Genomic DNA, 24631 nt, shown 5'->3' on the forward strand with positions numbered 1-24631 from the left:
ATGTCCGTATCTGAAATATTGTTTGTAGTTGCTGGTGCATTGTTGGGACTTGCTTTTCAGGGGGGCATGTTCCTTTTCCTTATTCCGTTTGCGGTAGTTGCGTTTTCACTTGCGGTCATGAACCGCCCGAACAGTCCGAATACATCTGTGATTCCTGTTATTAAGCGGGACAAGCGTTCAACGGCTCTTACGCCGGTTGTTTCTCCGGATATCCGCAATGAATTTACGAATGACGTAAAGCTGGAGACGAATGAACCCAATTCTTCGCTCCGTGTGAACCAGATCTGGTCCCGTGCGAATTCGGATGTCGATAAAACATTCGGTGATATTTTGCGTTGCCTTAGGCTGCTTATGCCTGATGCGAACACGTTCACGATTTTTACGAATGGCGGAAGCCCAAACGAATTTCGCTTAAGGGCGTTCCAGAGCGATGTCCAGAATTTTATTGATTCCAGTGCAAAGATTACCGAGAATACCGGCATTCTAAGTCAGCTTTTGCGCCCGGGCGTTTCCCGTATTCTGGAAGGTGACCTGCTTGTCAGTAAGCGCCTTCCGTATTACATCGAAAATAGAAGGATCCGCTCGTTGATCGGTGTTCCGCTGCTTGATCGAGATGAACGTCGTCTGGGGGCGATTCTCGTGGATTCCCTGCGCCCGAATGCATTTAAGGAACCCGAAGCCCAGGCGCTCACGTTCATGTCCCATGTGATGTACATGTTGAGCTTTAAGAGCTTTGTTTCGGCACAGAACTATATTGAACAGCAGCAGTTCAGTGTGCTTTACCGTTACCAGCGCAAGTTCTTCCAGACGATGACGGTGAAGGATATCTATAAGCAGATGTTCGAATATGTCAAGGAGAACATGCCGTTTGACCGCTTGACGATTCTTGCGCTCGACAACCCGAAGGAATGTTCCGGGCGAGTTGTTTATTGCGTCGGTATGGATTCTGAACAGTTTGTCGATAAGAAATTTACGTTGTCCGACAAGGGCATCTTTGTGCTTGCCCTTATGAGGAACCGCCCTGTGTTCCGCTCGTTTACTTCGGGCTATGCCGATTACGTGCCGCGCTTGAACGATTCCGAAAAGCGCAACATGGAACTGCGCCAGTTGTTTGTTATGCCTGTCGCTTCGGAACCTGATGCGAAGACTGCTGAACTTGCCATTTGCCTTGAAAGCCGCTATACGAACCGCTATCAGGATCACGAAAAGAAGCTGCTCAAGGCGTTTGCCGGCGTTGCCGGTTTTGCTTACGCCCGTGCTCGCCAGGTCGAAAAGGACAAGGACCTTGCTACGCGCGACGGCCTTACTGGACTCATGAACCACCGCTCTCTGCAAGAAGCGCTCCGCACGGAAAAGGTGCGCGCCGACCGCAAGAAGTACAACATCGGCGTGTTGATGATGGACATCGACCATTTCAAGAGCGTGAACGATACTTACGGTCACCCAGTTGGCGATGAAGTCATTAAGGGAATTGCAACGGCGATCAGCGGTGAAATCCGCAAGGAAATTGACGTCGTGGCGCGCTACGGCGGTGAAGAATTTGTAGTGGCTCTAGTCGATACGACGCCAGAAGGCATGATTGAAACGGCTGAACGCATCCGCAAGGCGGTGGGCAAGCTCGAATTCAACGTGCATTTGACGGACCCGCTCCGCGTGACGGTAAGTATTGGCGCCTTCCTTGTGAAACCGGAATTCTCGGACATGAAGAAGGCCGTGAACAATGCGGACCAGGCGCTTTACAAGGCGAAGGATGGCGGTCGCAACCAGGTTGTGCGCTTTGAAACCGTAGAAACCGAGGCGGTGAGCGCTTAGAATAATTATGAGTTAGGAAGTAAGGATTAGGATTTTTAGATTGGCGGCTTCGCTGCGATTATAACAACTCCTTATTCTGAAATCCGAATTCATAATTTGCAAAAATTCCTCATTCCTAAATCCTCATTCCGAATTAATAAAAAATGTTCACTGCTCTCGATTGGTTTGTCTTATTTGCTTACTTGCTCCTCTCACTTGCCATTGGCTTGTGGGTTTCTCGCGGGAACAAGAACCTCAAGGAATACATGTTCGGCGGCGGCTCGATGCCGTGGGTAGCTGTTGGCATTAGCCTCATTGCGACTTCCGTGAGTGCGACGACGTTCCTTGGTGCACCTGCCGATGTTTTCGGCGACGACATGACTTTTTTGATGTTCCAGATCGGAGCCTTGCTTAGCATTGTGGTCGTGGGCTTTGTGTTTATCCCGAGGTTCCGCACGTCGGGCATTTCGAGCGCTTATGAACTTTTCGAAGTGCGTTTCGGGAGCCGCTCGGTGCGCCGTTTGGCCGCTGTCTTTTACTGCTTGCATTTGCTCCTCCGTACGGGCATTTTGCTTTACGCGCCTTCGCTTGTGCTTGCGCAGATTTTGCACATCGACTTGAAATTGGCTATTATCGTCTCGGCGGCGATTGCAATTTTTTACACGTGGTTTGGCGGCATCAAGGCGGTCATCTGGACAGATGTGATGCAGTTCTGCGTGTTCTTTGGCGGTGGCGTTCTCGTGCTCTTGATTATCGCAAGTCAAGTGGGCGGTTTTGGAGAAATGGCGGCACTTGCAAGCGAAGCGGGCAAGACGCGTTGGTGGAATCCTTCGATGGACATTTCCGATGCGCGTACGCTTATTTCGGCAGGCTTTGCGTATGCGATTCTTGAAATTGCGATTCGAGGTTGCGACCAGCAGTTTGTACAGCGTTACCTCAGCTGCAAGGATGTGAAAGCGGCGAACCGTTCGAGTGTGCTTTCGATGGTGCTTGGCTGCGCCGTTTCGATCCTCTTTTACTGGGTTGGGGCCGCACTCTTTGTGTTTTACAAGAAAGCTCAAGTCGCAACGCTCCCGGAAGGTCTTGGGCAGAATGACGTGTTCCCGTACTTTATCGTAAACGCGCTCCCGTCTGGCGTGACGGGCTTGATTGTCGCTGCCATTTGTGCGGCGGCGATGAGCAGCCTCTCGGGCGCTATCAATTCTCTCAGCAATACGTCCGAACGCGACTTCCTCGGCTGGGATGAATCGACGGGAATGGGCGGGCTCAAGCGCGCGAAAATCTGGACGGCTGTCTGGGGTGTACTCGGCGTGTTCTTTGCGCTCTTTGCGGCAACACAGCAGGGGAGCCTCCTCAAGAACGCTCTCTTCTTTACGGGACTTTTCACAGGGCCGCTCCTTGGCATGTTCCTCCTCGCGTTCTTTGCAGACAAGATTTTTGGAACCGCAGAAAAAGCGTTACGTGCCTGGGTCGTGATTGTCTCCGTGCTTTGCGGCATGGCAAGCCTCGTCTTGATCCAGGGAATCCCTGCGTTTGGCGTGAAAGCCGTCTTCGACGGCATCTTTAGCTGGCCGTGGATGCCCTTCATCAGCATGACTACGACGATTGTCGTTGCGATTGTCGTGAACTTCGTGGCAAATCTTGTTTGCATAAAACGCCGTTAATTTTGCGTTTCCTTGCTAAAAAGAGGGGTAAAACCCTCGTTTTTTATATGGTGAAAATTTATTTGCCATTAATTGTATTTTTTTTATATTCGGAATGTAACAAAATAAAAGGATTTTGTATGAAGTGCAAATGCTTGCTTTTGGTGGCTGCAATTCTTTTTGCTGCATGTGGTGGTGATTCTTCATCGGGGCCTGCTCCCGAAAATACTCCAAATTCTTCTGCGGTTGCCCCGCTTTCAAGTTCTGAAGGTGGTAAATCCTCGGCTGTATCTAGTTCTTCAGCAACAGTAGGCAAAGAATCGTCTAGCTCTGCAAAAGTGACTACGGCAAGTAGTTCTTCGGCTGTTTCTAGTAGTTCTGCTGTAAAAGGTTCGAGTCCGGCAAATTATGATGCTGCAACTAATACGGTAACGGATGAACGTGATGGAAAAAAGTACAAGACGGTTACCATTGGATCGCAGACTTGGTTTGCTGAAAATCTTGCTTATGAATTAATAAGTGAAGCTGGAGGCATTGCTTATAAATGTCCTAATAATGAAACCGAAAATTGCAAAACTTATGGTTATTTGTATAACCAACGCGGTTTTGCTGATTCTATTGATGGTGCTATGTTCTATCCGGCATTTCCTGATTCTGTTCGCCCGTATAAAGGTATTTGCCCGACAGGTTGGCATATTCCTAGTCTTGATGAGTGGCAAGTTTTGTTAGACAATGTTGCAGTCGTGGATTTGTTGTCTGAATCGGCTGGTGGAACTGGAAAGTCAGGTTTTAACATTCTTTTTGCGGGTGGACATGGTTCATCAGGAACTATGCTTTTTGGAAAGATTGCTATGATGGCTTCTGTTGATGAGTATTCTAATCAGTATATGTATTATGTAAAATTTGTTTCTGCATCTGTAAAAGCGGAGGCTATAAATAATGGAGGATATGTCTCCGTTCGTTGCCTAATGGATTAATTTTCCATACTTTCTGAAATATTATTGTAGTTAAATAGGGCAATTCCAGATGGAGTTGCCTTTTGTAGTTTTGTTTTTTAACGTTAAAAAAAGTATTTTAAATCCATAACATTAAAAAAGGGGTAAAAAACGATGATGCAAAAATTGCTCAATATCATCTATCTCATCGTACTTGTTGTGTGCGTGTGCCTGATTATTCGAGTGTTTAACGCACAACCGACGGCTGTTCCTGTAACAGCATCCAATGGCGCCACGGTAATCGAGGTCCCGAAGATCGAAGTTTCGGCGTCCGAAACCAAGAAGTTCGCTGCTGACAAGTTTGAAATGGGCTTTAGCCTTGAAATCCGCGGCAAGGACAAGGAATCGGTTTCCAAGCGCTTGGCTGAACGCCGTTCCGTGATTTTTGAAAACGTGAAATCGCTTGAAATCCCGCAGTCCAACGTGGAACAGAACAGCGTTGAAATCCACAAGGAATGGTCTTATCGCAATAGCAAGCGCGAACTCGTCGGTTATGTGGCTACGCAGAGCTTTGTGATTACGGTGAACCGCAAAATTGATGCCGCCGCTCTCGTGCAGGCGCTTTCTTCGGAACCGGATGTCGAAATCCAGCGCACGTCCGCCCAGCTCAAGGATGTCGATGCCGTGCAGTCTACGGTCATCAAGGCAGCGGGCAAAAAGGCGACCGCCAAGGCTAAAGATTACGCCGAAGGCGTTGGCGCCAAGCTTGGTCGCGTTCTTCAGGTCAACAGCGAAGGTGGCGGAGTCGTCTACAACCAGTACAACCGTGTCTACCGCGCCAAGGCTGTCATGCTTGCGGCAAATGGCGTGATGGATGCCGCACCTGCTCCCGACGAAACCGCAATTGCCGACTCCGTCGAGGTGAGTGCCTCCGTCCATGTCGTTTATGAACTAAAGTAGTTCTAATAAACTATCTTCATATTCCTTGGCCGCCTTTTCGAGGGCGGCTTTTGTCATATCCGGGTTGCAACCGTAGAACCCGAGCGGCTTAAACCACTTCATTCCGGCGGCATTTGCGGTCATCTCGAACGGGATGAGCATTTCTTCGGCGGTGTAGCGGTTGAGACCTTCGTGGGTGTAGTGCTCTGCGGCGGCGCCTGCGGTAAATACCACGCGCACGGGCATGCCTTTCAAGAAGTTGTCCGCGCTGTACACGATCGGGCTCATGACCTGGTCTTGCCAGTCGCGCAAACTGGCGGGTGAGTTATACCAATATATAGGGAACTGCCAAACGATGGCCTTGGACTCCCTCAACAATTTTTTTTCGGCTTCCAGGTCGAAGTAGCCATTAACCCGGTTTTTGTCAAGGTGGTGGAACACAAAATTGGGATTTTTTCTGTTGATATCCACTAACTGCTTGTTGAACACTGAGTTAGAAATGTTCGGATGCGATAGAAGAATTGTGATTTGATTGTTCATTATTTTTTCTTGTTGATAAGTTGATGAAATATTATAAAAAAATTACATCTTACGTGCAAAAAGTCTTCCAAAATGGACTAGGATTTATTATACTTGTAGTGAGGCTGACCTACATCTTGTGGGTGTGGTTCGACTTCGGACACAAGATATAGTAAAAACAGTGAGTTTTGACTATATTTGAGGAAACGGGAATTGAAGGTTTTTTTTAGATGATTTTTACTGTCAAGAAGCGCGACGGCCGCGAGATGCCGTTCAACATCGAGAAGATTGCAGACGCCGTAATCAAGGCTTTTAGAGCCTCTGGCGAATTGGATGAACAGATCAAGGCTGCCCAAGCTCAGATGAATTTGCTTGGAAACGATGACCTTTTGACAAACGTTGCTCTCAAGGTTGCTGCCGATGCTGTTGGCCATCTTGAAGCCGAAAACAAGACCAAGCCGGACATCGAAGAAATCCAGGACGCCGTCGAAAAGGCTTTGACCGAAGGTGGTTACGCTGATACCGCCAAGAGCTATATCTTGTACCGTGCTGAACGTACCCGCGTACGTGAAGTCAACACCCGCCTCATGCAGACGCTTCACGACATTACGTTCAGCTCAGCCAAGGAATCCGACCTCAAGCGCGAAAACGCAAACATTGACGGCGATACCGCCATGGGCACCATGCTCAAGTATGGTTCCGAATCCGCTAAGCACTTCTACACGATGATGATGCTCAAGCCGGAACACAGCCGCGCTCACATGGATGGCGACATTCACATCCATGACCTCGATTTCTATTCTCTTACGATGACCTGCTGCCAGATTGACCTCATTAAGTTGTTCAAGAACGGCTTTAATACGGGTCACGGTCACTTGCGCGAACCGAAGGATATCCGCAGCTATGCAGCTCTCGCTGCCATTGCCATTCAGAGTAACCAGAACGACCAGCATGGTGGACAGTCCGTGCCGAACTTCGATTACGCCATGGCAAACGGTGTGCGCATCACGTACCGCAAGGCTTACCTTTCGAACATGGTCAAGGCTCTCATGCTCTTGACGGGCAAGGCCGAAGAAGAAATCCAGCCGGTGGTCAAAAAGCTCCACGGCGAAATGGCTGAAATGGGCATGGTCGCAACGCTTGTGCCGAACGAAAAGTTCCAGGAAACCGAAGTCCACGAGCTTTCCAAGACTTTTGACGCCGAAACGGTGAAAAATGCCCAGAAGTTTGCCGAAAAGATGGCCTACGAGGAAACCGACAAGGCTACGTTCCAGGCCATGGAAGCATTTGTCCACAACTTGAACTCCATGCACAGCCGCGCCGGTGCCCAGACTCCGTTCTCCAGCATCAACTATGGTATGTGCACGGAACCGGAAGCCCGCATGGTCATGAAGAACTTGCTCCTCACGACCGAAGAAGGCCTCGGCGGTGGCGAAACGGCTATCTTCCCGATCCAGATTTTCCGCGTCAAGGACGGCATCAACCTCAATCCGGGCGAACCGAACTACGACTTGTTCAAGCTCGCCTGTCGCGTGAGCGCCAAGCGACTGTTCCCGAACTTCAGCTTCCAGGACGCACCGTACAACCTGCAGTACTACAAGCCGGGCCATCCGGAAACCGAAATTTCGTACATGGGCTGCCGTACCCGCGTGATTGGCAACCATTACGACCCGAGCCGCGAAATCTCTTACGGCCGTGGCAACTTGAGCTTTACCTCGATTAACCTCCCGCGTATTGCTATCAAGATGAAGTCCGTGGACCTGTTCTTCAAGGAACTCGACCGCATGATGCAACTCGTGAGCGACCAGCTCATGGAACGCTTTGCTGTGCAGAGCCGCCGCAAGGTCAAAAACTTCCCGTTCCTCATGGGACAGGGCGTGTGGATTGATTCCGACAAGCTCGGCTGGGAAGACACTGTGGCTGAAGTCATCAAGCACGGAACACTCTCCATTGGCTTTATCGGCCTTGCAGAAACCTTGGTGATGCTTACGGGCAAGCACCACGGCGAATCCGAAGCTTCCCAGGAACTCGGCCTCAAGATTATCGGCCACATGCGCGAATTCTGCGACAAGGAATCCGAACGCCTTGGCCTCAACTTCAGTTTGCTTGCAACGCCTGCTGAAGGCCTCTCGGGCCGCTTTGTGCGCATGGACAAGAAGAAGTTTGGCATTATCCCGGGCGTTACCGACCGCGATTACTACACCAACTCCTTCCACGTGCCGGTCTACTACAAGATTTCTGCTTTCAAGAAGCTTTCGCTCGAAGCTCCGTACCATGCACTTACCAACGCTGGCCACATCAGCTACATCGAGCTCGATGGCGACCCGACGCAGAACTTGGACGCTTTCGAAAAGATCGTGAAGCACATGGCAAAGGTCGGTATCGGTTATGGTTCCATCAACCATCCGGTGGACCGCGACCCGGTTTGCGGATTCGTGGGTGTGATTGGCGATGTTTGCCCGCGCTGCGGACGTAGCGAAGGCCATGCCATCTCTTGCGAAAAGCTCGAAGAACTTAGAAAGAAATTCCCTGGAATGCCCGCATTCAGAGGGATCAGGTAAATTTGGAATTAGGAAGTAGGAATTAGGATTATTTAATTTGGCGGCTTTGCCGCGATTGATTCAACTCCGAATTCCGAACTCTGAATTCATAATTAATTATGCAAGGAGTGCAAAAAATGTCTGAAAAAGAAATGTCTCAGTATGGCGAAGGGATCGGATTCGAACGCATCCGCCGCATCACGGGTTACCTCGTTGGTACAATTGACCGTTTCAACAACGCCAAGCGCGCTGAAGTCAACGATCGCGTAAAGCACGGCGTATAAGATGGATGAATATCCTCCACTGCGGATTGCAGGGATTGAACCCGAATCATTCGTGGACGGCCCCGGAATCCGCCTGACTGTGTTTACCCAGGGCTGTCATCACAACTGCCCGGGTTGCCAGAATCCGCAGACTCATGATTTTGAGGGCGGGCACTTTATCGAGCGCGAAGCGATCATCACGATGATCAAGGAGAATCCGCTGCTTGATGGCGTGACGTTTAGCGGAGGCGATCCGATGGACCAGGCGGCGGCGCTAATTCCGCTTGCCCGCGAAATCAAGGAACGCGGTCTGAATCTCGTGATTTTCACGGGATACACGTACGAACAGCTGATGAAGCTTACGCCCGAAAAGCCGGAGCTTTTTGAACTGCTCTCGTTTGCGGACATCCTGATTGACGGTCCGTTTGTCATGGCGAAAAAATCTCTGGATATCAAGTTCAGAGGTTCCTGGAACCAGCGCATTATCGATGTGCCGAAAAGTCTTGTCGAAGGCCATGTGGTCATCCACCAGATCCAACTGGACGAGATGGCGGAACACCCCGACAGGGAATACAATACTTAGTACGAATTGTCATGCCGGCCATTGTGCCGGCATCGCCTTTTTTAGGGGGAATTAATGGGGCCTTTACCGTAGTTTCTTTATTGCTGGAAATAACTTATATTAAAAAAATAAAAGAAAGAGGACTAAAAGAATGTCCCATTTTTTTTTATCCTTCCAGATTCCATAAGAATTTTTATGAAAAAACCTACAAGCCTCATTCTTTTCTGTCTCCTCATCGTAGCTTTATTTGGTGGGTGTTGCAACGTGATGTATTCTTCCATTCCTCCATATGGAGGGCCTCCGATAAGATTTGGTATCGATATCAAAATCGACAGGGTTATCATGACATCTCCGCATATCGATGATGAGAGTAATCAATTTATACAGGGCTTGGTAGAAACCTTGAACATGAGAAAGACTTTTTACTGCAATTGGTGCGGTCGTGATACGTTGCCAATATTCGAGTTCCGTCATATGGCTAATGCCGAGTATGATACTATCAGGGATTACAGTATTGATTCGCGACGTCCTCCCGTAAATTTGTTGAAAATGAAGAACCCGCCGCTTCTTCAGGATAAAGAGTTTTACATGGAATTCAATGACTATACGTATGTGAAAGATTCCGTTTTCAACGGGAGCTATGCCATCTGGAATCACGCTCGAGACTCTATCCTGAGGGTCGGTTATCTTGGCCCTGTTTATTCTAGTGATGACGGCATGGTGGGGGTCATTGCCGACTATCTGTTGATACAGCTAGATTTGTTAGATTGATTTTTTTTGACTATGTGGATAATAAATTCCCTCGGGGGGGGGGCGGAAAAATGGCGAATTTTTTCTCATTTTCATATTTATGTTATTATGATAATTGTGTGCATGAGGTTATTTTTGAAAAAAATTGTTTTGCATACAAAAAGGATATGCGGCAAACAGACTATAAAGAATTTTTGTTAATAACAATTCCCACCGCGCCTCTTGACAATTGCCTTCCGACAGTTTATATTATAGTGTACTAATGAGCAATTTTGCTCTGCAAAACAACAAAAGCCCCGCTGTTTTCAGCATGTCTGCGGGGAGGAGTTAAAAATGAAGAATGAAAATCCAACAGTACAGATGTCTGCGTTATTGCAAGATGTGCGAAGTAAGATTGTCGTAATTCGGGAACAGAATGTCATTGTGGATGCCGATGTCGCTCGCTTATATGGTGTAGAAACTCGACGGATTAATGAAGCCGTTCGTAATAATCCTGAAAAGTTCCCTGAAACCTATATGTTTCAACTTGACGCTACCGAAACCGAAATTTTGCGGTCGAAATTTTCGACCGCAAATGTATCTTCCAAAAGTCGCGTCTTGCCAAAGGTGTTTACCGAAAAGGGACTTTATATGTTGGCGACTATACTGAAAAGCAAGACCGCGGTAAACACAACCTTTGCTATTATCGAAACATTTGCAATGGTTCGCACATTGAAAAAGGAGCTTGTTGAGTTGCATCAAGAGCCTGATAAGAAAAAACAGATGTCAATTATGAATCGTTTTGGAGATGTATTGTCGGAAGTTGTTATGCCTGATTTAGAAACTACAGAAACAGAATCGTCGTTAGAACTAAATTTTCTTATTGGAAAATTGACACATACGGTTAAGAGGGTAAAGAAGAATTCGTAAATTTCGGAGACTTACACCTATGAATGGAACTAAAGGACCTGTCATTCTGGCGTAACTAGCAATCCATCGGACTCTTTCTTGATTATATTTATCACATGGTTATGAATATGTTTGGGAAGATTGTTTTGGCTGCGGCTGCAGTGTCGTCAGCGATGGTGGCGTCGGCGTTTGCGGCGGGCAAGGTCGCTTGCGTTGGCAATAGCATCACGTACGGTTACGGGATTGAGTCCTGGCCGGACCAGACGAGTTATCCGCATCATTTGCAGGGGATGCTTCGCGAAAATGCGCCGAGCGATACGGTCGAGAATTTTGGCGTGAGCGGGCTTACGGTCCGCAAGGACGATCAGGCTTCGTACTGGATAGGGTATCGCTTTGCGCCGGCGATTGAATTTGCTGCGGATACGGTTATCATCGAACTGGGGACGAACGATTCGAAGGCGTACACGACTTGGAATACTCCGGCGCAGGATGCGGCGGTGGATTCTGCAATCACGGCGGATTTTGAAGCGTTGATTGATACGTTCCAGGTGAAGTCGAAACCGCATGTCTTTATTTGCTTGGCGCCTTACGTGAACAACGTCGAATGGAACATTCTCGATATGGCGGTTGTGAATCGCGTGAACCCGGCAATTTTGCAGGCAGGGCTTGAAAAGGGCGTGAACGTGATTGACTTGCATTCTCGTTTTAGCGCACTTGAAAATCCGAGCTGGTATTTGGAAGATATGGTGCATCCGTCTGTCGAGGGCGCAAAGCATTTGGCAGAAATTGTGTACGCCCATTTGCAGATGGATACGTTACGTGTAACGCAGGACGGCTCGACGCTCAAGGCTCCGAAGGGCTTTGGTTACCAGTGGTACAAGGACGGAAAACTCCTTGAAGGCGAAACTCTAGAAACGCTTGCGGTTACGGATGAGGGCGAGTACAAGGTTTCTGTGAAGGTGGACGAGAATACGCTTTCGCGGATTGTGACGGCTCCTTTCAAAGTCGAAAAGACGACTGCCTTGAAGCCGGGTGCGCGTGAAATATCTCGTGAAAAATCGGCGGGTGCTGCGAACATGGCTAAATCGGCGCGACGCTTTGACGTTCAAGGCCGTGCATTGAATGCCCGCGGACCGTCGCACCAGAAGGTTTATAGAAAACGCTAAAACTGAAAAGGGAACGACCGGAGTCGTTCCCTATGGGTTTGAGAGATGGACCTGTTCTTGTTGCACCGCTAGAGCTTGTTTTGGTGTGGGGCTTTTATAGCTCAGTCCGGTGCTAGAGCAAACTTCCTTTTTTTATAAAGATAGATGCGTGAACCCTAAATGTCGAGGGAAATCTCTCTTTGCAGAAACAATGTGTCTTCGGTAGACAACGATTTTGAGGCTGTTTCTTGGGCTTTTTTTCCGAAATTCGGCTTTACAATATATTTTTAGAGTATGAAACCCTGTGCGGAAAAATTGCAGTCTGAAGAGCGTCTCGGTTCTATCCCTCCGAAGCGCATGTCGGTTTTTGAATTTAGCGATTACCGCGCTTATTTGCGGCACTATTTTGAATGTGCGCAAGCCTTGAACCGCCGTTATTCGCTGCGGAGTTTTTCGGACAGGCTGGGATTTTCGTCCAAGGATTTTATCTCGCGCGTGATGAAGGGCGAAAAAAGTCTCACTCCGGCGAGCATTGCAAAAATTGTCGGTGGCTTGCAATTCGATGAAAGCGAAGCCGCCTATTTCGAAGCAATGGTGCTGTTCTGCCAGGCGTCCAATGATGACGAGCGTGAAAACTACAAGAAGCGCATGGAAGAAATCACGGCGGCTTACCGTTTTACGCAGCAGATGCTTTTGACTCGTGCGTACCAGTATGAGGTTTATTCGCACTGGTACTATTCTGCGATCCGTTCGATTATCGGGATGATTGGTTTTGATGGCGACTACGATGCTCTTGGGGAGCGGCTCACCCCGCCGATTTCTGGAGAACAGGCGCGGCAGGCGGTGGATTTGCTGGAACGCGTCGGGCTTATCAAGAAGGACGCCAAGGGCAACTGGATTTTGAACAATCCTGCGATTAGCACCGGCGACAAGGTCATCCAGCAGGCGTTTGTCAATTACCACAAGGAATTTATTGATCTCGCGAAGGAGTCCATCACGAATGTTCCCTCTAGCGAAAGGAACGTGAGCAGCGTGACTCTCGGCATTTCGGAGGCTTCTTACAAGAAGATCGTCAAGTGCATCAATGAATTTCGCAAAAAAATTTCTATGATTGCTAACGAGGACGAGGACGGTGGCCGCGTTTTTCAGATGAATATCCAGATTTTCCCGTTGTCCAAGTGAGGATGCAATGATACGAAATACTCGATTGGCTAAATCGGCGGTTTCTGCATTGTTCGCGTTGCAGGCGTTGCTTGCAATGGTTTTCCTCGTAGCTTGCTCTGATAGCAAGGTGGCGGGCGGGAACAGCTCCGAAGTCGGTTCCCCGGAATTGATGGGCACGCTTGCGTATGCTGATGGAGCGCAAAGACCGGACTTTTTTAAACGCGCGTCTTACGCCCGTGTTTACTGCGTCCCGACGGATTACGATCCTGCAAAAGAAGATAGCACAGCGTACTACACGACGACTGCGGATTCGATGGGGCATTTTGCATTTGATAACTTGCCTGATGGCGTTTACAACTTGGAAGCGTTTTATGAAAAGTCGGATGGAAAGTCTTTTGCACTTCGTGAGTCAGGCCTGAAAATTGTGACGGATTCTGAGCAATCTGTTGATTTGCAAATACCACAAAGCCGCGACATCAAGGTTTATTTGCCTGAAACCAAGGACTCGGTGGCGAGTGTTTCTATTGTGGGCTCAACGTACAATGCGACTGCTAAGATTATAACAGACGGAACTGTTCGTTATGCGACTTTTACCGGTGTGCCAGCTTCATTCTATGATTCGGTGCAAGTGAGTACTTCGGATGGCTCCAATAGCATCAAGGCTGTTCTTGTTGAAAATACGGATGCTGTTCAGGAATTTTATTACGACGATTCTGTTCACACTTTGGAAATTCCGCTGAACACTTCGGCGACGGGCATTGACCTGCACGATACTATTGAAGGGTTCCCGCTATACGTTCGCTTGAACGATTTGAATGCGGATGACCACGAATCGCTTGTTAAGAATATTTCGGCGCTCAAAATCTATTTGGAACCCGCTTCGTTCTGGACAACGTTCAAGATCGTCTATGACAAGAATTCTGTTCCGATAGGGCTGTGGGTTCGCTTGTCAACGCTTTACCCGCAACGCGAAACGCAGAAACTTGTTTTTGCGTGGAATGAGAATGAAGAGACGGCGGACATTCGAGTGTCAAACAAGGAAAGTGTTACTGGTACTGCGAATGTCGCGAGTGCTGCCGGAAAAGCGCAGGCTTTGATGCGCGCTGTAGATCCGTTTGCTTTCACGGATGGCTTTATGGCGGCATGGAACTTTGACGAAACTGAATTTCCGGAATCAACGGTTTATGCTGCGGGCGATAATGCACTCAATGGGGTCGCGAATGATATTACCGCTGGCGATGGAATTATTGGCGGTGCGTTTGTATTTAACGGAAAATCGTCCATTATTGAAATTCAGGAATCCGCCGACTATAGCGGCTTTGCGTTAACGGATACGTCTAGCTTTACATCATCGTTCTGGGTGAATGCCGAGGATACTTCGACGTCTCGATTCATTTGGGGCAAGTCCGAATCGGAATACCACTTCAAGTATCAGGCTGGCGATAGCGACCGATCGAGTTGGATGTTCAAGGAACTCGATGAATCGGATTTGGGTCATTGGTACCAGGCGAGCATCGCGATTGCGCCGGAAGTGGATTACAAGCAGTGGGTGCATTTTACAGTTGTGAAGTCCGGCGATTCGACGTCGATTTACAGGAATGGCAAGCTTGAAGAAACTATGGTTAGCCGCAACCATACGGATGATAAGCGTACATCGGATGGTCCGTTTGTCATTGGTGCCCGTAAGCAGTCCAGTGGGAAGGTGGACCGTGTTTTCAAGGGTTCGCTTGATGAACTGTACTTTATGAATAAAGCGCAAAGTCCAGAATGGGCAAAGCTTATTTACTTGAACCAAAAGCCAACCGGCTATTGGCCGAAATAGGGATGGTCGTTAGTCATTAGTTATTAGTCAATAGTGACGAGAATCGTCGAATGCTCGTGCTGAAATGCCCGCGCATCTCGGCTATTCGAGCTTCTCGGTGAGTCTCGTATATCGTCTTGTGCTGCGGTTGTTGCGTACGGCTTGGTAGAACGCGCCGGGTGCAGACAAAATCCACACATGGCCTTTCGCACGTGTGATGGCGGTGTAGATGAGGTTCCTTTGCAGCATGATGCTGTGGCTCGAATCTAGCACGACGATGACAGCGGGGTATTCGCTACCCTGGCTCTTGTGGATGGTGCAGGCGTACGCAAGGATAAGTTCATCGGCTTCGTCGGGCTCGTAATCGACGGTCTTGTCGTCGTAAAAAACGGTGATTTTTTTCGTGTCTTTCCCGATTTTGTAGATGATGCCGACGTCTCCGTTAAACACGTTCTTGTCGTAGTTGTTGCGGATTTGCATCACGCGGTCGCCTGTGCTCCAGTTGCCGCTAGCGATCTTGATGCGCTCCTTGCCGGGGTTCAGGAGGTCTTGCAAGAAGTTGTTCAGCTCGTAAATGCCGAGCGGTCCTTTGCGCATTGGCGTGAGGAGCTGCATCTCTTGCGTGTCGATGTCGATTTTTTCCTTGATGCCGCGCGTGACGAGGCGGGCGATGATGTCTTTAGCTTCATCGGCCGACTCGTAAGGTAAAAAGTGGAAGTTCGTGCCTTCGATGGGCGAGGGGCTAATGCCCTGATTGATTTTCGATGCTTTGTCGGCGATGTCGTTTCCGCCGGCCTGGCGGAAAATGTGCTGAAGGCGGGTGCTTGGAATCTTGGGACAGCGCAACAAGTCGTTCAGCACATTGCCAGCTCCCACGCTTGGGAGCTGGTCGGCATCGCCTACGAGAATGATTCGCGCGTTGAGTGGCGTCGCTTCGAGGAGCGAGGCGGCAAGCCACGTATCGACCATACTGAATTCATCGACGATGAGCAAATTGCATTGGAGCTTGTTGTTTTCGTCGCGGTGGAATTTGCCCGAAATCGGGTCCACTTCGAGCAATCTATGAATTGTGCGGGCTTTTTCGCCACAGCATTCGCCCATGCGCTTGGCGGCGCGCCCCGTCGGGGCGGTGAGGCTTACGCATTCTTCCATTTGGCGGGCGAGGTACAAGATTCCCTTGAGAATTGTCGTTTTACCTGTGCCTGGTCCACCTGTGATAATCGAAATCTTTCGCGATAGCGCCATCTGGATAGCACGTTTCTGGATCGGGTCAAAGCTGAACTTGTGTTCGCGTTCCCACTGCGCAAGAGCGTTTTCGAAGCCTTCCGTTGAAAGCTCGTTGTATCGCAAGCGGAGCTTGATGTTGTCTGCTATGCGCTGCTCGGCATTGTAGAGCGGCGGAAAATAGCAATCGTCGCCTTCGCGCTTGATGCGTCCGCTTTCGCTTGCTTTTTCGAATTCATCGAGGAGCGTGTTGATGGTGCCTTCGTCGTCTTGCATTAAACGCAAGTTGCGGAACGTGCGTTCTAAGAGCACATTCTTCGGCAAAAACACATGGCCATCGCTGACCGAGGCTTCTTGCAACGTGTAAAGCAATGCCGCTTGGAATCGCTCGGGGCTGTCTTTCGGGAAACCGACTTTCTGCGCAATTTCATCGGCCTTCAAGAATCCGATGCCCCAGACTTCTTCGCAGAGCATGTACGGGTTCTGTGAGATGCGTTCAATCGTCGCTTGCCCGAACTTGTTCCAAAGGCGCTTTGCCACACTGCCGACAATTTCGTGCTTGTACAAGAACAGCATCGTCTCGCGGCTATGGCGTGCTTCTTGCCAACGTGCCAAAAAAGCTTCCACCTTGCGGGCAGGGAAGCCTTTGATTTTTACTTCGCGGAACTTGTCCGGATCGTTGTCGAGAATGTCGGCGGTTGCATCGCCAAAAGCTTCCACGATGCGTTCGGCAATCTTTTCGCCAACGCCTGGGAATTGAGCGCTTGCCAAGTATTCAAGGATATCGTTATCGTCTGTGGCTAGGTATTCAAAAGAAGTCGCCTGGAACTGCTTACCGTATTTCGGATGCGAACCCCAGTCGCCTTCTACAGAGATGGTTTCGCCAGGCTGCAAAGCGGGGAAAGTACCCGTGACGACAACGACTTTCTTGCTTTCGATATCGTTCAGGCGCATCACGGTAAAGCCATTTTGCTGGCTATGGAACGTGATGCTTTTGATTGAACCTTTGACTTGCACGAATATTGCGGCGTTTGTATTTGCGGCGCTTGCTTACTGAGCTTTCGGAATCTTGTTTTCGTCAAGAGCTGCGTTCCAACGGTCGGCGTCATAACCTTCCATCTGGGAGAGCGTCTTGCCGCGAACACAGAGGAAGAATCCGAGAATGGCGGCGTCGTGGAGTGCAATCACGAGAGCTGTCTTATAGTCGAGGCCAAAACCGAGCGGAGCGCCCTTGAGGTTTTCCGGGCTTACCCAGAGAATGTAATCTGCCGTAATGAACGTCATGAACATGCACGGAATGAGCGCAATCCAGAAGTTCTTCTTTTTGCTGCGGAGGTAAACGGTTGCCACGCAGAGGCTGCAAACGGCCATGAGCTGGTTGCTCCAGCTGAAGTAGTTCCACAAGATGTTGAATCCTTCGGGATTCATGTTGCTCCAGAAGATAATCACAGCGCAAAGAGCGAACATCGGAATCGTAAGGAGGAGGCGGTTCTTGACAGAAGTCTGTTCAAGTCCGGTCAGTTCTGCAACGGTGAGGCGGAGGCTGCGAAGGCTCGTGTCGCCACTCGTAATAGCAAGGATAATCACGCCCACGACCACGAGGATCGAAATCGGAGCCCAGGGAATCACGGTCGAAACGAGAACGCTCAAGACCTTCACGCCCGAAGCGCCGGTCAAAAGTTCCGGCATCTGGTGGTAAATGAACATGCCACCTGCAGCCCAAATCATACCAATCAAACCTTCAATAATCATCATGCCGTAGAACGTCTGGCGGCCGGTCTTTTCGGTCACTTCAGTGCGGGCAACGAGCGGGCTTTGCGTGCTGTGGAAACCGCTGATGATACCGCAAGCAATCGTCACGAAGAGCATCGGGATAATCGGCTGACCTGCCGGATGCTTGTGGAAGTTGCTCATGATGTCCGCAAAGCAGAATTCATCGAGGACGTTCAAGTTCGGGATGATGCCCACGAAAATAGCGAGGGAGGCGAGAATCAAAAGGGCGCCGAAAATCGGGTAGATGCGGCCGATAATCTTGTCAATCGGGAAGAAGGTGCTAATGAAGTAGTAGGCAAAAATGCAGACAACGGCAATCCAGAAAAGCGTCGGCGAAACGTGGCTGCCAACGAGAATCGGGGTGTTCACGAGAGCTGCCGGAGTCGTGGTAAACACGGCGCCAACGAGAATGAGCGCCACGGAAATGAGCGTCATCACGAGCTTTGCCGGACCCTTGCCCAAGAACTTACGGGAGAGTGCCGGGACGTTGTAACCGTTGTTGCGCATGCTGATCATGCCGCTGAAGTAGTCGTGCACTGCACCGCCGAGGACGTTTCCGAGCGGAAGCAAGATGAACACGATGGCGCCAAACTTGATGCCGAGAATCACGCCGATCACAGGGCCAATGCCTGCAATGTTCAAAAGCTGAATGAGAACGTTTTTCCAGTGCGGCATCGGGACGCGGTCAACGCCATCCGGATTTGCGAGTGCCGGAGTCTTGCGGTCATCCGGTCCGAACACGCGTTCAACGAACTTGCCATAGGTGAAATATCCAAGAATGAGGATTGCAACACCAATTAGGAATGTTATCATTTTTTGTGCCTTCTTTAGTTTTTAATTAAAACTGAACCATGGCTCCGATGGATATGGCGATGTAGGTCTGCCAATAGTAACTGATATCGACATCGTGGAAATCGACGGTTCCACTGTTTTCTGTATGAACCGACTTATACCAGTTCTCGTAAATGCGCATAGAAGATGTGAGACCAAAGTTGTCTGTGATGAAATAGCGTATTTGCGTAACAAGGGCTATGGCAGAACCGTTTAGCTCGGAATTGAAATACCCATCGGCGTTGGAAACATTGTTTTCTGTGGACAATTTGGAAAATGAATATCCAAGACCGACGCCTACCTGGAAAAATTCAGGATAGAAAAAGTTGTAAGTCGCTTCAAGTCCGAATCTCCAGTAACGCATATCCCGACTGTTGAGGTTGTCGGGGAGATTGGCAATTGTACCCGTGTAGGACCAGTATTGGAACGAAAGTGCAAATGTGAATTCGCGAATGTTTACGCCGAGATTGTAGTCTGGGGCTACAAAAACTTTTGTAATGGGGAGGTTGACTATTTCTTCGTCGCCATCCTTGTCAATAACTTTCATGGAACGCTGAAACAGGTCACCACGGTTTGCGATGACGTTAAAACCTATGCTTGCAAAATAAGAACGAGGCCAATAGCTGAAATCGCTATCTTCGGGCTGCGCAAAAATTGCGGAACACAACAAAGTTATTGCCAATAAAATTTTCTTCATCTTTTTATCCCCAAGAGGTTTCTAACATCCCAAAAAACGATGTAGCCGCAAAGATAGAATTTTTATGGCCGCTTGTCGTGAACCGCAGTTCGTATTGTGAACTATTCGGCGTATTTGAACATGGCGTCGATGCACTTCTTGGCCTTCACGCGTACGCCTTCGTCGAGCGTGATGTGCTCTGCCTTTTCGGGGTGGCGGAGCGCTTCCAGGATGTTTTCGAGCGAGTTCGACTTCATGTACTTGCACATGCAGCAGCTACCGATAAAGTTCATGTCCGGATGTTCGTAGTGCATGCGTGCATTGAGGCCGCATTCCGTGAGGAGCAAGATGCAGCTGTCCTTGGGCTGCTGGTTGATGTAGCTTACCATCTGGCCTGTGCTTCCGACGTAGTCACTGAGCATGGCCACAGACGGGTTGCATTCCGGATGGCTGATCACTTTGAGATTCGGGTTTTGGCTACGGAAGAACTGGATCAAATCCGGGTCGTAGTTTTCGTGAACGTAGCAGCAGCCGTTATAGAGCTTGATGTCCTTCTTGACACCGCGACGCTTCATCTCGTCGATGATGTTCTGGCCCATGAGGGCGTCCGGCACAAAGAAAATCTTGTCGGACGGAATCGTTTCGACGATGTGCATCACGTTACCGCTAGTCACGCAGACATCGCAGGCAGCCTTCACGTCGGCGGTGGTGTTGATGTAGCAAACGAAGGTGTAGTCCGGATTCTGCTTGCGGAGTTCTTCAACGTCCTTGCCGGTAATGGAATCGGCGAGGCTGCAACCCGTGAGCGGACCTGGAATGATCACGTCCTTTTGCGGGTTCAAAATCTTGGCGGTTTCGCCCATGAAACGCACGGCAGAGAAGAGGATCGTCTTTTGTTGGACGGTCGTGGCGTCTTTGCTCAACTTGAAGCTATCGCCTGTGAAGTCGGCAACGCCCAAAAGAATTTCAGGAGCGCAGTAGCTATGGGCGAGGATAACGGTATCCTGTTCTTTTTTGAGTTCGTTGATTTCGTTGATGAGCGGGAGCATCTTTTCCACCTTTTCCATGGTGTAGGTGCAAAGGGCTGCGCCCGGCTTGACGGACTTGAGACGATTGTAAAGTTCTTCTGCTGTCATTGTGTTACCTAGATTATTGCCTAGTTAAAAGATAGCTTTTTTTATAGAGACGAAAGACGAGAGACTAGAGACGAGAGAAAAATAATCGCGGCTTCGCCGCCAAATTAAATAATTCCTAATTCATACTTCCTAATTCCGAATTTTAGTATCCGGCCCATTCGGCGCTGATGGAGGGGCTTGCCTTGCGAATGTTCGATTCTTCGGGAGTTTCTTCCTTGCGGGCGATGTCGCCGCTTGCAATGCGTTCCTTGATTTCGTCGAACGTCTTGGGTGGCACGGAATCGGGGGAGTTGTCGCCGAGCACCTTGCAGGGCGCGGCTTCAGATTCTTTGGCCTTGTCCTTGACGGGCGTGTATTCGCGGAGTGCGGGGACGCTATAGAACTTGTCTTCTTCAGGGCACCAGGCGGTAAGTGCCTTGCCGTAGACGCAGCCAGAATCAAGACCGATAAATCCGGGGATGTTCACGAAACCGTTCTTGGCCCAGTGTCCAAAGACGACCGTCTTATTCCATGTCACTTGTTCATACCATGGTTTGTCATTCCAGTAGCGCACGGAAAGGAGCACTTCGGGACTCATGTCTTCGAGACGCGTCTTGCCCGGTTCTAGGCCGGCGTGTACGAGCAATGCATGCGGCGTGTCGCGCCAGAGCGGCCAGTTCTTTACGGTATCGCGGATGTAGACCCATTCGTCGAGCGAGAGCGCCTTGAAGCGCTTCTTTTGCTTTTCAGTCCAGTTGCTCTTGGGCGTTTCCATCATGCGGATAAGGTGTTCTTCGTGATTTCCGCGGACGGTCAGAATGCCGAGTTCCTCGACGATTCGCATAGCGCGCATCATGTCGGGACCTTTGTTGATGATGTCTCCGGTCTGGTAGAGCGTATCGCTACCGCGTACGAAACCGAACTGGTCAATGATCGCAGAGAGTTCGTCTGCGCAACCATGAACATCACCGATATATAAAGTACGTTTCATAATGAATTCGGAGTTCGGAATTAGGAAAGCGGAATTGAAATAATCGCGGCGAAGCCGCCAAACATAATCTTTCGTCTCTCGTCTGTAGCCGCGTAGCGGCGTTCTTTCGTCTAAAGATGTACTGCTTGTCGCAATTTGTTCATTTCGTTGGGCGTGAGTTCGCGGAATTCGCCTGCGGGCAAGTCGCCAAGCTGAATCTGGCAGTAGCTTACGCGCTTGAGGTCGCGAATTTCGTAACCGATGGCTCGCATCATGCGGCGGATTTCTCGGTTCTTGCCTTCGATAAGCACAAGTTCTGCAAATCCGTTTTCGAGGTAGACGTCTGTCGCAAATGCAATTTCTTCTTCAGCGTCCGGATCTTCCGGGTCGCGGATGTCCACGCCATCGACCAAGCGCTGGGCGGCAGATTCGCTGAGCGGGCGCGTTGTCCACACGTAGTAACTGCGCGGCACTTCGAAGCTCGGGTGCGTGAGGCGATAAAGCAATTCGCCATCGTCGGTGAAAAGCAAAAGACCACGGCTCTGCAAGTCGAGTCGTCCAACGTATTTGAAGTTGTGGTATCCCGGCGGCAAGTAATCGTAAACCGTGCGGCGGCCTTGCGGGTCGTCCTTGGTGCAAACGCAACCAGCCGGCTTGTGGAGCATGATGACTTTTGTTTTCTTGTTTGTCGGGAGCTTCAACAACTTACCGTCGACCGTCACCTGGTCCTTGGTTTCGTCCACTTGATGGCCGAGGTCGGAAATCGTTTCTCCGTTCACCTGTACGCGACCGTCGGCGACGAGTTCATCGGCGGCGCGGCGGCTAGCAAAACCACTGAGAGAAATGTACTTGTTGATACGCATGAGTTTTCTGTTACACTAATTATAGTAAATGGGTGTTGATGGTCATTGGTCAATGGTCAATAGCTATCGCAAACAACAAACAACTAATAACTAATGACTAACTACTAATAACTATCAACTAACTTTTCAAAAATGCTGGTTTCTTCTTTGGCTTTTGTTCCGGTTCTTTTTCTGGCGGGTAGAGCAAACCGAATCGGAGTCCTGCCGTACTGATCTTGAACGTTTCTACACGGAGCTTTTCAAGGAGCGAACGCAACCAGAACAAACCGCAAATGATCACTTCGTGACGGCCGTTCCCAAGTCCCGGGAGCATCGCGCGGAGTTCTTTCGAAAGGTTCGTGATGCGCGTGGTGACTGCTTCAAGGTCGGCGAGGCTCATTTCGAGACCTTCAATCGCCTTGTAGTCAAACGTTTGGCTGTTCAAAAATACCATCGCAAGTGCGGTGCCTGTACCACCGATAAGATAGACGGGCTTTTTCGTCATGCCCTTGAATGACAAATCCTTGAACGTTTCCTTGATAAACTTCTTGTATTCCGGACCGGGAATCGGGCCCATCGCCTTGAACATCTTGAGCGCGCCAACGGGAATCGAGAATGTCGTTTCGCCGTTGCTGAGTTCTGTGGAACCGCCGCCGATATCAATCGTGACGTTCCCTTCGCCGTGCCATTCCTTGACGGAACGGTAGGTGAGCTTGCCTTCTTCTTCGCCGGTGATGACGCGCGGCTTGACCCACACGGCTTTTTCAACAGCTTCGATCACTTCGTCCGGATTTGTGGCCTTGCGCATGGCTTCGGTCATCGCGACTGCTTTGAGGTCTGCGCCGAGGGCATGCAAGTCCATGCGGAACTTGGTCATGATGTTGACGAGTTCCTGGGTGCGTTCGGGCGTGATTTTCCCGTGTTCGTAAATGTCTTCGCCAAGGCGGCAGACTTCGACTTTCTGGAGCTTCGGCACGAGAATCTTGCGAGCTTCTTTTTTATTGGCGTTATTCTCGTTTTTGTCATTCTCGACCTTGTCATCCTCGGAGCGAAGCGTAGGGGAACCATTATTTCTCGTATCTACGTTTGGGAGGGAATCCATACCTTCCGTTGATGATTCTTTTGCGGGCGTTTCGAAATTTGCGGATGCCTCGGGCGTTTCAGAAGCAGTCGGAGCTGCGGCAGGCGCGTCTTCGAACGCTGCGATTAGCAAAATGCAGCTGTGACTCCCGATGTCGATTGTTGCCTGGAGTTTATTTTCCACTTTCGGCCTCGTCCTTTTTTTCTTCTTGCTGATTCATCTTTTTCAGCATGATGTTCTTCATTTTTTCGGCGAGGGCGCCCGGATTTGTGAGGAACTGCTTGGCGTGAGCGATGGCTTCTTCGACGACGGATTCCGGGTACTTGGAACTCCATGCGGCGACGATGTCGCCAGTCGTGCTGCCGAGCGGTTTCTTTTCGCGGATTTCCTGGCCCATCTTGAGTGCGAGCAAAAGTCCGAGTTCGAATGCTTTCGGTTCTGCTTCGGCTTCGATCATTTTTTCGATGCGGGCGATGCGTTCTTCAAAGGGAATGTTCTGCGAATTGGTCAAATCATTTTCTGAAATCATGCTAACAAAAATAGTAAACGTGGGGCGTGGCGCCAAAGGATATTATTGTTACAAAGGGGTAAAGAAAAAGACCCGCAGAGGTCTGCGGGTCAAAATCGTTGGGTCAAAAAGAAGATTACTTCTTGGCGGCCGGCTTCTTAGCAGGACCGGGCTTCTTCGCAGCCGGCTTCTTCGCTGCAGCTGGTTTCTTAGCGGCGGCCGGCTTCTTAGCAGCAGCTGGCTTCTTAGCGGCAGCGGGCTTCTTAGCAGCAGCGGGCTTCTTAGCAGCGGCGGGCTTCTTAGCAGCGGCCGGCTTCTTAGCAGCGGCGGGCTTCTTAGCAGCGGCGGGCTTCTTAGCGGCAGCGGGCTTCTTAGCAGCGGCGGGCTTCTTAGCAGCGGCGGGCTTCTTAGCGGCAGCAGGCTTCTTAGCGGCGGCCGGCTTCTTAGCAGCAGCGGGCTTCTTAGCAGCGGGTTTCTTTGCAACAGTTTTTGTAGCCATTTTTTTCTTCCTTTTATGTTATTTATTTGTTGATATCAGAAAAATAACTTCTTTTTCACAAATAATCAACATGTATTTATAAAAAAAATGATTTTTTTTCAAAAATTTTTTGTATTAAGTGGCTGCTGGTAAAATACTGTTTTGGATAAAATAAAATCGACTTCTCTTGAAG

General features: G+C 49.6%; 22 protein-coding genes. 12 read left to right on the forward strand and 10 right to left on the reverse strand.

Annotated features, from left to right (window positions below; all coding sequences use genetic code 11):
* The 4 genes from ACJMM9_RS00320 to ACJMM9_RS00335 all read left to right on the forward strand — a co-directional run bounded on the left by ACJMM9_RS00320 (window position 1) and on the right by ACJMM9_RS00335 (window position 5329).
* Entirely contained in the window at window positions 1-1812 is a 1812-nt protein-coding gene (locus tag ACJMM9_RS00320; RefSeq protein ID WP_405322784.1) for a GGDEF domain-containing protein, read from the forward strand.
* 143 nt (window positions 1813-1955) lie between these two features.
* Entirely contained in the window at window positions 1956-3455 is a 1500-nt protein-coding gene (locus ACJMM9_RS00325; protein ID WP_405322786.1) for a sodium:solute symporter, read from the forward strand.
* Window positions 3437-4411: an FISUMP domain-containing protein gene (locus ACJMM9_RS00330; RefSeq protein WP_405322788.1), complete on the forward strand. Its 975-nt coding sequence runs from the start codon at window positions 3437-3439 to the stop codon at window positions 4409-4411. Before ACJMM9_RS00325 ends, ACJMM9_RS00330 begins: the two co-directional genes overlap by 19 nt.
* A gap of 132 nt (window positions 4412-4543) precedes the next feature.
* A complete protein-coding gene (locus tag ACJMM9_RS00335) occupies window positions 4544-5329 on the forward strand; it encodes an SIMPL domain-containing protein (RefSeq protein WP_405322790.1) in 786 nt (261 codons plus the stop codon).
* Here ACJMM9_RS00335 and ACJMM9_RS00340 read toward each other — a convergent pair.
* Window positions 5321-5848 (reverse strand): NAD(P)H-dependent oxidoreductase, encoded by a 528-nt coding sequence (locus ACJMM9_RS00340; protein ID WP_405322792.1) that lies wholly within the window; start codon window positions 5846-5848, stop codon window positions 5321-5323. The genes ACJMM9_RS00335 and ACJMM9_RS00340 overlap by 9 nt on opposite strands.
* 209 nt (window positions 5849-6057) lie before the next feature.
* Here ACJMM9_RS00340 and ACJMM9_RS00345 point away from each other — a divergent pair, with 209 nt between their 5' ends.
* From ACJMM9_RS00345 to ACJMM9_RS00380, 8 genes are all read left to right on the forward strand, one after another.
* Complete coding sequence (locus ACJMM9_RS00345; protein WP_405322794.1) at window positions 6058-8388, forward strand: anaerobic ribonucleoside triphosphate reductase; 2331 nt, start codon at window positions 6058-6060, stop codon at window positions 8386-8388.
* A gap of 98 nt (window positions 8389-8486) precedes the next feature.
* Window positions 8487-8651, forward strand: a complete 165-nt coding sequence (gene nrdD / locus ACJMM9_RS00350; protein ID WP_405322796.1) for an anaerobic ribonucleoside-triphosphate reductase — start codon at window positions 8487-8489, stop codon at window positions 8649-8651.
* 1 nt (window position 8652) lies between these two features.
* On the forward strand, window positions 8653-9213 hold the full coding sequence (nrdG, locus tag ACJMM9_RS00355; protein ID WP_405322798.1) for an anaerobic ribonucleoside-triphosphate reductase activating protein: 561 nt from the start codon (window positions 8653-8655) through the stop codon (window positions 9211-9213).
* A 567-nt stretch (window positions 9214-9780) separates the two neighbouring features.
* Window positions 9781-9963, forward strand: coding sequence for a hypothetical protein (locus ACJMM9_RS00360; RefSeq protein WP_405322801.1), 183 nt, complete (start codon window positions 9781-9783; stop codon window positions 9961-9963).
* A gap of 312 nt (window positions 9964-10275) precedes the next feature.
* Window positions 10276-10851: an ORF6N domain-containing protein gene (locus tag ACJMM9_RS00365; protein WP_405322803.1), complete on the forward strand. Its 576-nt coding sequence runs from the start codon at window positions 10276-10278 to the stop codon at window positions 10849-10851.
* 101 nt (window positions 10852-10952) lie between these two features.
* Window positions 10953-11996 carry a GDSL-type esterase/lipase family protein gene (locus tag ACJMM9_RS00370; RefSeq protein WP_405322805.1) on the forward strand — a complete coding sequence of 348 codons (1044 nt, stop codon included), beginning with the start codon at window positions 10953-10955 and terminating at the stop codon, window positions 11994-11996.
* Window positions 11997-12269: 273 nt separating this feature from the next.
* Window positions 12270-13157 (forward strand): TIGR02147 family protein, encoded by an 888-nt coding sequence (locus ACJMM9_RS00375; protein ID WP_405322807.1) that lies wholly within the window; start codon window positions 12270-12272, stop codon window positions 13155-13157.
* Window positions 13158-13164: 7 nt separating this feature from the next.
* Window positions 13165-14961, forward strand: a complete 1797-nt coding sequence (locus ACJMM9_RS00380) for a LamG domain-containing protein (RefSeq protein ID WP_405322808.1) — start codon at window positions 13165-13167, stop codon at window positions 14959-14961.
* Between the two features lie 81 nt (window positions 14962-15042).
* On the opposite strand, the gene ACJMM9_RS00385 is transcribed toward ACJMM9_RS00380, so the two are convergent.
* The 9 genes from ACJMM9_RS00385 to ACJMM9_RS00425 form a co-directional block, all read right to left on the reverse strand.
* Window positions 15043-17181, reverse strand: a complete 2139-nt coding sequence (locus tag ACJMM9_RS00385) for an ATP-dependent RecD-like DNA helicase (protein WP_405322811.1) — start codon at window positions 17179-17181, stop codon at window positions 15043-15045.
* Between the two features lie 33 nt (window positions 17182-17214).
* Window positions 17215-18750 (reverse strand): carbon starvation protein A, encoded by a 1536-nt coding sequence (locus ACJMM9_RS00390; RefSeq protein WP_405322812.1) that lies wholly within the window; start codon window positions 18748-18750, stop codon window positions 17215-17217.
* 25 nt (window positions 18751-18775) lie between these two features.
* Window positions 18776-19465, reverse strand: coding sequence for a hypothetical protein (locus ACJMM9_RS00395; protein ID WP_405322815.1), 690 nt, complete (start codon window positions 19463-19465; stop codon window positions 18776-18778).
* A gap of 101 nt (window positions 19466-19566) precedes the next feature.
* Window positions 19567-20580: a quinolinate synthase NadA gene (gene nadA / locus ACJMM9_RS00400; RefSeq protein ID WP_088639101.1), complete on the reverse strand. Its 1014-nt coding sequence runs from the start codon at window positions 20578-20580 to the stop codon at window positions 19567-19569.
* A 142-nt stretch (window positions 20581-20722) separates the two neighbouring features.
* Window positions 20723-21550, reverse strand: coding sequence for a metallophosphoesterase (locus ACJMM9_RS00405; protein WP_405322818.1), 828 nt, complete (start codon window positions 21548-21550; stop codon window positions 20723-20725).
* Window positions 21551-21660: 110 nt separating this feature from the next.
* Entirely contained in the window at window positions 21661-22392 is a 732-nt protein-coding gene (locus ACJMM9_RS00410) for a pseudouridine synthase (protein ID WP_405322820.1), read from the reverse strand.
* Between the two features lie 118 nt (window positions 22393-22510).
* Entirely contained in the window at window positions 22511-23635 is a 1125-nt protein-coding gene (locus ACJMM9_RS00415) for a phosphatase (RefSeq protein ID WP_405322822.1), read from the reverse strand.
* The gene (locus ACJMM9_RS00420) at window positions 23625-23981 is read right to left on the reverse strand and encodes a hypothetical protein (protein WP_088660601.1); all 357 of its coding nucleotides are present in this window, start codon (window positions 23979-23981) and stop codon (window positions 23625-23627) included. The genes ACJMM9_RS00415 and ACJMM9_RS00420 overlap by 11 nt, the downstream gene beginning before the upstream one ends.
* Before the next feature lie 115 nt (window positions 23982-24096).
* Window positions 24097-24459, reverse strand: coding sequence for a hypothetical protein (locus ACJMM9_RS00425; protein ID WP_405322824.1), 363 nt, complete (start codon window positions 24457-24459; stop codon window positions 24097-24099).
* Window positions 24460-24631 lie beyond the last annotated feature (172 nt).

The sequence above is a fragment of the Fibrobacter sp. genome (genome assembly GCF_045112255.1).
GTDB lineage: Bacteria > Fibrobacterota > Fibrobacteria > Fibrobacterales > Fibrobacteraceae > Fibrobacter.